The 7900-nt window shown below is 71.8% G+C and carries 6 protein-coding genes; 2 read left to right on the forward strand and 4 right to left on the reverse strand.

The window, feature by feature from the left end; translation table 11 throughout:
• Positions 1-98: 98 nt before the first annotated feature.
• From AB0M59_RS35240 to AB0M59_RS35255, 4 genes are all read right to left on the reverse strand, one after another.
• Positions 99-1058, reverse strand: a complete 960-nt coding sequence (locus AB0M59_RS35240; RefSeq protein WP_364624079.1) for a hypothetical protein — start codon at positions 1056-1058, stop codon at positions 99-101.
• A 41-nt stretch (positions 1059-1099) separates the two neighbouring features.
• Entirely contained in the window at positions 1100-1312 is a 213-nt protein-coding gene (locus AB0M59_RS35245; RefSeq protein WP_364624081.1) for a hypothetical protein, read from the reverse strand.
• Positions 1313-1728: 416 nt separating this feature from the next.
• Positions 1729-2406: a copper homeostasis protein CutC gene (locus tag AB0M59_RS35250; protein WP_364624083.1), complete on the reverse strand. Its 678-nt coding sequence runs from the start codon at positions 2404-2406 to the stop codon at positions 1729-1731.
• Between the two features lie 12 nt (positions 2407-2418).
• Entirely contained in the window at positions 2419-5145 is a 2727-nt protein-coding gene (locus AB0M59_RS35255) for a nitrate- and nitrite sensing domain-containing protein (protein WP_364624084.1), read from the reverse strand.
• 187 nt (positions 5146-5332) lie between these two features.
• Between AB0M59_RS35255 and AB0M59_RS35260 the strand changes: the two genes are divergently transcribed.
• A complete protein-coding gene (locus AB0M59_RS35260; protein ID WP_364624086.1) occupies positions 5333-6298 on the forward strand; it encodes an ABC transporter substrate-binding protein in 966 nt (321 codons plus the stop codon).
• Positions 6299-6367: 69 nt separating this feature from the next.
• Entirely contained in the window at positions 6368-7750 is a 1383-nt protein-coding gene (locus AB0M59_RS35265) for an FAD-dependent oxidoreductase (protein WP_364624088.1), read from the forward strand.
• The last annotated feature ends 150 nt before the right edge of the window (positions 7751-7900 follow it).

Genomic DNA, 7900 nt, shown 5'->3' on the forward strand with positions numbered 1-7900 from the left:
GAAACCGCTGTCACACCGAGGAACCTACTTTTGTCTGCCCTTTCGCGGTTCCCATTTTCAGTTTCCGAGTGGTTTACCTGCTCATGGCCATTCGATTATCATCCGGAATGCCCGAGATCGTCGACGCGGTCGACGATCTCCCTTGCGTCCGCATTGCCGGAAAACCGGCGGGCCGCCGCCGCCAGCGAGTGCAGCCGCTGCCGCGTCCGCGGGGACCGCAGGGCGGCCGCCAGCTCGATCGCCTCCTCGCCGACGGCGGTGGCGACATCGAGGTCGCCGTCCAGCGCGTGCACGGTGGCGAGCCAGATCAAGGTCAGCGAGCGGCTGCGCGTCATACCCCGGCCGTATCCGGCGATCGCGTCGGTGAGCGCGGGGATGCCGTCGCGGCCGTGCCGGATGTCGACCACCTGGGCCAGCTCGCCGTGCACCGTGCCGACCATCGCCGCCATGTCGGTGGCCCCGAAGAACGAGTCCCACGGCGAAGGCTCGCGCCCTTCGGCTTCCGCGAAGTCCTCGCGGGCGCGGCGCAGGTAGGTCAGCGCCTCGCTGACGTCGGCCTTCTTGGCGTGCGCCCACGCCTGGTTGGCCGACAGGATCGCCTGCGCGAGCTTGGAGTGCGCCAGCAGCGCCGCCTCCCGGCCCCGCGTGAACTCCTCCAGCGCCGCGTCGACGGCGCCGTAGTGCAGGTGCAGCCGCCCGATGCGGTAGCGGATGTTGGCCTGGAGGTCGTCGTTCCCGGCTTCGACGGCCAGCTCCAGCGCCCGCGCGAACGCGACCAGCGCGGCGGCCGGGCGGTCCTGGTCGAAGTTCGTCCAGCCGGCGAGGTTGTACAGGTCGGCCACGGCGGTGCAGAGCCTCGCCAGGACGACGGTCTTGGTCACGCCTTCCAGCAGCGCGACGGCCGCGGGCAGCCGCGACTCGACGGCCACCCGGCAGGCGCCCCCGCCGTAGCGGTAGTCCAAACCCCTGAGCTCGGCGACGACGTCCTCGAGCCGCCGCACGTCGGCGAGACCCACGCGTGCGCCACGCTGGTCGTCCCGCCCTCCACTGCCGTCCATGGCAGCCCTCCGTCCCTAGAGAGCTGCCGGGCAGCTCCCGTTCATTCCCCGCCGGGCCAGGCCGGAGCCCGCTCCTTCGAGGGACTGGCGCCGGGCAGTACCCCGGCGGCGGTCAGCACCACACCCGTGGCGGTTTCCGCGATCTTGACGGCGGCCAGCAGGCCGGTGAGGGCGAGCGAACCACCGAGCCCCAGCTTCGCGAACTCGTCTTCGGAGGCTCCGGTTCCGCGTTGACGCGGTACCGCGCCGGTCACGATTCGGCCTTCCGGCTCGTTCCGGGCACATTCGGGCGATACTCGCGGGGAATCAGCCGCTCCAAGGTGACGGAAATCCACCGCATGGTCGAACTCCTCGTTTCCTGCTGTCCACGCACCGAGTTCTCGAACTGAATACGCGCGCACACGGCGCCGCCTCCCGCACTGCAGATCGATTCTTGAGGAACGTCCGGATCGCGAAATGCGGGACCCACCGTAGCCAGTCGATTGCCCTGAAATCAGCCGCCAACCAGGTCAAAGCTCGAAATGCTCGTGCAGGCGCACGCGCAGCGCCTGCTCGTCCGCTGCACGCGACGAATGCAATTTCGTTGCGTCGGACATCATTACTCCGCATGGGGAAAACATCGGCGGAAATCGTTTTATCCCGCCGATGTCCCGAGAAATCCGGAAGTCGATCAGGATTTCACGAGGTTCACCCAGGTGCGCACCGTTTCGGCGTCCACAGAGGACTGCCAGCCGCCGGGCCGGACCGCACTCCCGACATGGAACCCGCGCACCCCGCCCGCGCGCAAGAGGTGCACCTGCTGCGCACGCAGGCCGCCACCCACGAGCAGCTCCGGCCCGCTGTCGCGCTGCGCGAGCCGCTGCAGCACGGAAAGCCCACTGGCTACGCCGTTCGGGTGCCCGGCCGCGAGCACGGTGTCACAACCGAGTTCGGCCAACTGGTCGTACGCGCGCAACGGATCCCGCGTGCGGTCGATGGCGCGGTGGAACGTCCACGGCAGACCACCGACCTCCTTGATCAGCGCTTCGCAGGCGTCCAGGTCGATCTCGCTGTCGACGGTGAGGAACCCGAAGACGAACTCGCGCGCGCCCGCGTCGATCAGCCGGGCGGTGTCGGCGCGCAGCCCCTCGAGGTCGCCGATGGCGAAGGAACCGTTGTCCCGCAGCATGACCCGCACCGGGAGGTCGGTCGCCGAAAGCACGTCGCGCAGTGTCGCGATCGACGGCGTCAGGCCGTCCTGCGCCATGTCCGTCACCAGTTCGAGGCGGTCGGCCCCGCCCGCCTGCGCGCCTTCGGCGTCCGCCGCGTCCAGCGCGATCACTTCCAGCAGGGGCGTCTTCGAGCTCATGCCTCATCCGTTTCACTGGTTCCGGGTGTCGTCTCCCCTCGCGTGCCGCCCTCGCCGGAAGCCGCCTTGAAGGCTCGTCATCCGCTCGCGTACCGCTTCCGGGGAAAGAGAGAGTATCGGCCGCTGCTCCGGCACCGCTCCGGGGCTCGCCGCCGCATCGGCGGCCTTCAGGAACGGCCAGGTGTCCTCGGCGCCGTCCTCCTGCTCCAGCTCGGCCGGCGTCGGCCACTCGTAGGCGGGCTCGATGGCGGCCGGCGGCGCGACGGGCGACAGCCGCGGCTCGGTGTCCTCGTCGTCCGGGTTCGGCGCCGGCGGCGGCGGGGGTGGCGGCGGAGGCGGGGCCGCGGCCAGTGCGTGCCGCGGCTCGGGCCGGACGGGCTGGGACTCCGGCGCCACCGGACGCGGGGCGGCAGGCGGTCGCGGCACCTCGGGCGCCGCCACCGCCCCGGGCGCCGCCGCCCCGGGCGCCGCGGACGCGTCGAACCAGCGCGACAGGACGTCGCGGTAGGCCGGCATCCGCTCGGTCGGGGCGTCGAGGTCCAGGTGCGAGTCGTCGTCCGCGGTAGGCCACTCCGGGCCGTGGTCGCGGGCCACCACCGGAGCCCGGCGCAGCGGGCCGGCCTCGATCGACGGCGGCGTCAGCTCCTCCGGTTCGGGTTCCGGCTCGGGCTCGGGTTCCGCCTGCGTGAGCGGGGCCAGCGGCGCCAGCAGCTCCGGCTCGGGGGCCGCGGCCGGCTCGGCGGGCGGCGGCGGTCCCGGCATCGGCGGCAGCTCGACGATCAGGCCGGCCGGCACCAGCACGGTCGCGATCAGCCCGCCGTCCTGGCCCGAGCTCAGGCTGACGTCGATGCGGTGGCGCGTGGCCAGCGTCGCGACCACGAACAGGCCCATCCGGCGGGACACCTCGACGTCGACGTCCGGCGGGTGCGCGAGCCGCGCGTTGGTCCGGTCGATCTCGGCCTGCGGCATGCCGGCGCCGTGGTCGATGATCTCGATCTGCCAGTCGCCGTCGTGGGTTTCGGCGCTCGCGACGGTGACCGTCGTGTTGCGGGAGTAGCGCGTCGCGTTCTCCAGCAGCTCCGAGACGACGTGCACGAGGTCGTTGACGGCCTCTCCGCGCACGGCGACCTGCGGCGCCGGGCCGAGCTCGATGCGCTGGTAGTGCTCGACCTCCGAGAGCGCGGCGCCGATGATCTCGTCGGCCGCGACGGCGCCGGCGTCCTCGCGCGACGAGTCCTGGCCCGACAGCACCAGCAGGTTCTCGCTGTTGCGCCGCATCCGCGTCGCGAGGTGGTCGAGCTCGAACAGCCCGGCGAGGGTGTCCGGGTCCTGCTCGTCGGCCTCCATCCGGTCGAGCACCGACAGCTGCCGCTCGACGAGGTCCTGGCTGCGCTGCGAGAGGTTGACGAACATCGCGTTGACGTTCTCGCGCAGCATCGCCTGCTCGCCGGCCAGCCGGACGGCTTCGCCGTGGACCGCGTCGAAGGCGCGCGCCACCTGGCCGAGCTCTTCGCGCGTGAACACCGGGACCGGCGCGACGGCGAGCCGTTTCCGCAGGTTCTCCGGCGCGGGCTCGGGGTCGGTGAGCAGGTTCTGCACGGCCGCGGGCAGCCGGTGCTCGGCGACCTCGAGGGCGGTCCGGCGCAGGATCCGCAAGGGGCGCAACAGGGACCGCGCGATGACGACCGACAGCACGCCCGCGACGAGCAGGACGCCGAGCACGACGCCGCCGTCCCAGATCGCCGCCGCGCGCGCCTGCGCCGCCAGGGAGTCGGTGCGTTCCTGCAACTGGACCAGCAGCGCCTGCTGCACCTGGTGGGCGAGGTTCACCGTGTGCGTCGCCGAGACGTCCCACTGGTTCGCGTCGAGGCCGTTGAGGTTCTGGCCGTTTTCGGTGCGGGTGAGCGCCGACTCGACCATGTCGTTGCCGATGTCGACGACCAGGCCGATCACCGTGTCGTCGAACATCCGCTGCTGCTCGGGCGTCGCGAAGGTGCGGTAGTCGTTGCGCGCGGCGGCGAGCTCGGCTTCGGCGCCGAGCAGCGCGCGCGTGCGGTCGCGGTTCAGGTTGCCCGCCGCGAGCGCCTCGGCCAGCACCGCGCGCTTGACCGACATCTGGTCCTTGATCCGGGCCAGCGCGTTGCCGGCCAGGCGCAACCGCGCGAGCTCCGGGTCCGAGACGTCGGCGGCGGCCGAGTCGCTGATGTCGAGCAGGCCCGAGATCAGCTCGCTGTAGGAGCGCAGCACGGCGTCGGCGGGGAACGCCGAATGCTCCGCGGAGAAGCGGAGACCACCGAGGACGCGCAGCCGGTCGTCGGTCTGTTGCAGGCTTTCCGCCGCCTTGGCGTCCAGCCGGGGTTTACTGTCGGCGAGAGTCCGTTCGAACGTGCCGATCGCCTGGTCGACGCGTTTGCGCTGACCGGTGAGGTCGGCGGTGTCGCCCTGGCGGTCCTGGGCGACGAACCGGACGGTGAGGTCGCGCTCGCGCTGCAGCTCGTGCAGGGCTTCGGCGACCGTGCTGTCGACGCGGCCGCGGGTGGCGAACTCCGCGAGCTGCCGGGCGTCCCCCAGGTCGGAGCTGATCCGCAGGCCGACGAGGGCGATCACCGCGAGCGCGGGGATGAGGAGGACGGCGAAGAGCTTCGTGCCGAGACGCCAGTTCCGGAGCCGCCACCGGCCCCCGGCCGGACGTGGATCCGCCGCGTCGCCCTTGCGGGGACGCTTGTCGCGACGGGTCACCTGGTTTCCTTTTCCGCCGCGGGAGGGAACCCGCGGATCCGACGACACCTCGAACCTACTGAACGGTAGCCCGCTCCATGAAGATCCGAAAGCCGTGCTGGCGCGATACGGCCCTGCCCGCGATCGTATGGGGCGCGGACCATACGATCCAGCACGAGAACGAGATTCTCGCGGTAGGTGAAGGCTCATGATCAGACGCGGACGGTTGATTCCGCTGGTGGCGGCGCTTCTGGCGACCGCCGGGTGCAGCGTGTTCTCTTCCGGCGCGCCCGCCACGCCACCGCCATTGGAACGGACCACCCTGCGCGTCGGTGTGGGCAACGCCATCGACACGGCCCCGCTGAGGATCGCCGTCGCGGCCGGGAAGTTCGGTGCCGCGGGGCTGAACGTGCAGCTCGTCGAGCTCGGCGGCGAAGACGGGCTGGCCAAGCTGACCGCCGGTGACCTCGACGTCACGTTCGGGTCCGACATCGCGCTGTTCCGCGCCGCGGCCGGCGGGACGGCCCTGCAGCTGCAAGGCGAGGCCTACACGTCCGGCCCCAACACGATGGCACTGGTCACCCTGCCCGGCTCCGACTACGTCGTGCCGACGTCGAAGAAGGCGCCCGAAATCGCGGTGAACATGCTCGACGACGTCGGCGCGCTGGCCGCCCGCTCGGTGCTCGGCACGGCGGGCGTCGATGTGGCGAAGATCAAGTTCAAGCAGGTGGCGTTCGACGGGATGCCGCAGTCGCTGCAGGCCGGCGACGTCGACGCGGCCCTGATGATCGAGCCGTACATCACCCGCGCCGAGAAGGACCTCGGCGCCCACATCCTCGCCGACGGCGCCCGCGGCGCGACGCTCGACTTCCCGCTGTCGGCGTACGCGTCGGCCAAGCCGTTCGCCCAGGCCAACCCCCGCACGCTGGCGGCGTTCCGCACGGCACTGGGCGCGGCCCAGCAGAGCGCGACCGACCCGGCCATCATCCGCGACTCGCTGCCGAAGTTCTCGGACATCGACACGACGACGGCGGCGCTGATCTCGCTCGGGTCGTACCCGGCGTCGCTCAACGGGATCCGGCTGCAGCGCGTCGCGGACCTGATGCACAACTCGGGACAGCTCGCGGACCGCCTCGACGTCCAAGCCCTGCTCCCGGACCAGAACAGCTACTAGCCGGATATTCGCTTCTGCCGAACTTGCACTTGGTCTACTTTTGCACTCAGTCTACCCGAGGAGTGCCTGATGACCGACGTCCTGATCGCCGGAGCCGGCCCGACCGGCCTGATGACCGCCGCCGAACTCGCCCTGGCCGGCGTGTCCGTGACCGTCCTCGAACGCCGCGAAAGCCCAAGCCTCCCGCGTCCGGTCGGCCTCCAGCCCCGCACCGCCGAGCTGTTCGACCTGCGCGGTCTCGACACCAGCACGGAGATCGACGGCCCCGGCGGGCACTTCGCCGGCCTGCCCGTCCCGCTCGACCACAGCGTCTGGCACACCCGCCACCCCCGGGTCCTCAACCGCACGCAGGACGACGTCGAGGCGATGCTGGCCGAGCACGCCGTGAAGCACGGCGCCGTCATCGAGCGCGGCCACGACGTGACCACCGTCGAGGCGGACGACGACGGCGTCACGGTCGACGGGCTCCGGGCCCGCTGGCTCGTGGCCTGCGACGGCGCGCACAGCACGGTCCGGCGGTTGCTCGGGGTGCCTTTCCCCGGCCGCACCGAGACCTACGTCGCGACGCTCGCGCACGTCCGGCTCGCCGCCGCGTCCGAACTCGTCCCGGCCCGCGCCGCGCACTTCAGCCAGGTGACGCGGCAGGCGAACGGCTACTGGTCGATGCTCACCCCGCTCGGCGACGGCGCCCACCGCTTCGTGTTCGGCTCCACGACGGCCCAGCCGGGCCGCGACGCGCCGGTGTCGGACACCGAAGTCACCGAAGCGCTGACAGCCCTTTACGGCGCCGAGACGCGCTTAGGCGAGGTGTACGGCGCTTCGCGCTTCAACGACGCGACGCGGCAGCTGGAGCGCTACCGGCACGGCCGCGTCCTCTTCGCCGGCGACGCCGCGCACATCCACCCGCCGCTCGGCGGGCAGGGGCTCAACCTCGGCGTCCAGGACGCGGTCAACCTCGGCTGGAAGCTGGCCGCGACGGTCCGCGGCACCGCACCGGACGGCCTGCTCGACTCCTACCACGACGAACGTCACCCGGCCGCCGGGCGCGTACTGCGGCACACCGCGGCGCAGCGCGTGTTCACGACGCCGGACCGCGACGAGAACGTCGAGGCGCTGCGCGAGATCGTCGTCGACCTCATGCGGACGCCGGACGGCAACCGCTACTTCAGCGGGCTGCTGTCCGGGCTCGCGCTCGACTACCCCGGCTCGCACCGCGTCCCCGACCTCGACCTGACGACGGCCGACGGCCCGGTGCGGCTTTCGACGTTGCTGCACGACGGCCGCGGGCTGCTCCTCGACCTCGGCGACCACGCCACGCCACCCGGCTTCCGCGGGCAGGTCCGCGTCGTCCACGCGGCCACCGAGGACGCCGGATACCGCGGCCGGCTCCTGCTGATCCGGCCGGACGGCTACGCCGCCGACCCCGCGGACCTGGCCCGGTGGTTCGGCTAGTGCCGCGCGCGGCAAGTTCGTCGACGTTCGGGCCGCTGGAGTGAGGGCCGTCCGCCGAGCCCGGGCCCGGCTCGGTAGCCCGGACCAAAGGTCTTGAATGAGTCATTCAGGACCTCCGAAGACCTGAATGACTCATTCAAGACGTTCGCA

The organism is Amycolatopsis sp. NPDC051371 (assembly GCF_040682155.1).
Classification (GTDB): domain Bacteria; phylum Actinomycetota; class Actinomycetes; order Mycobacteriales; family Pseudonocardiaceae; genus Amycolatopsis.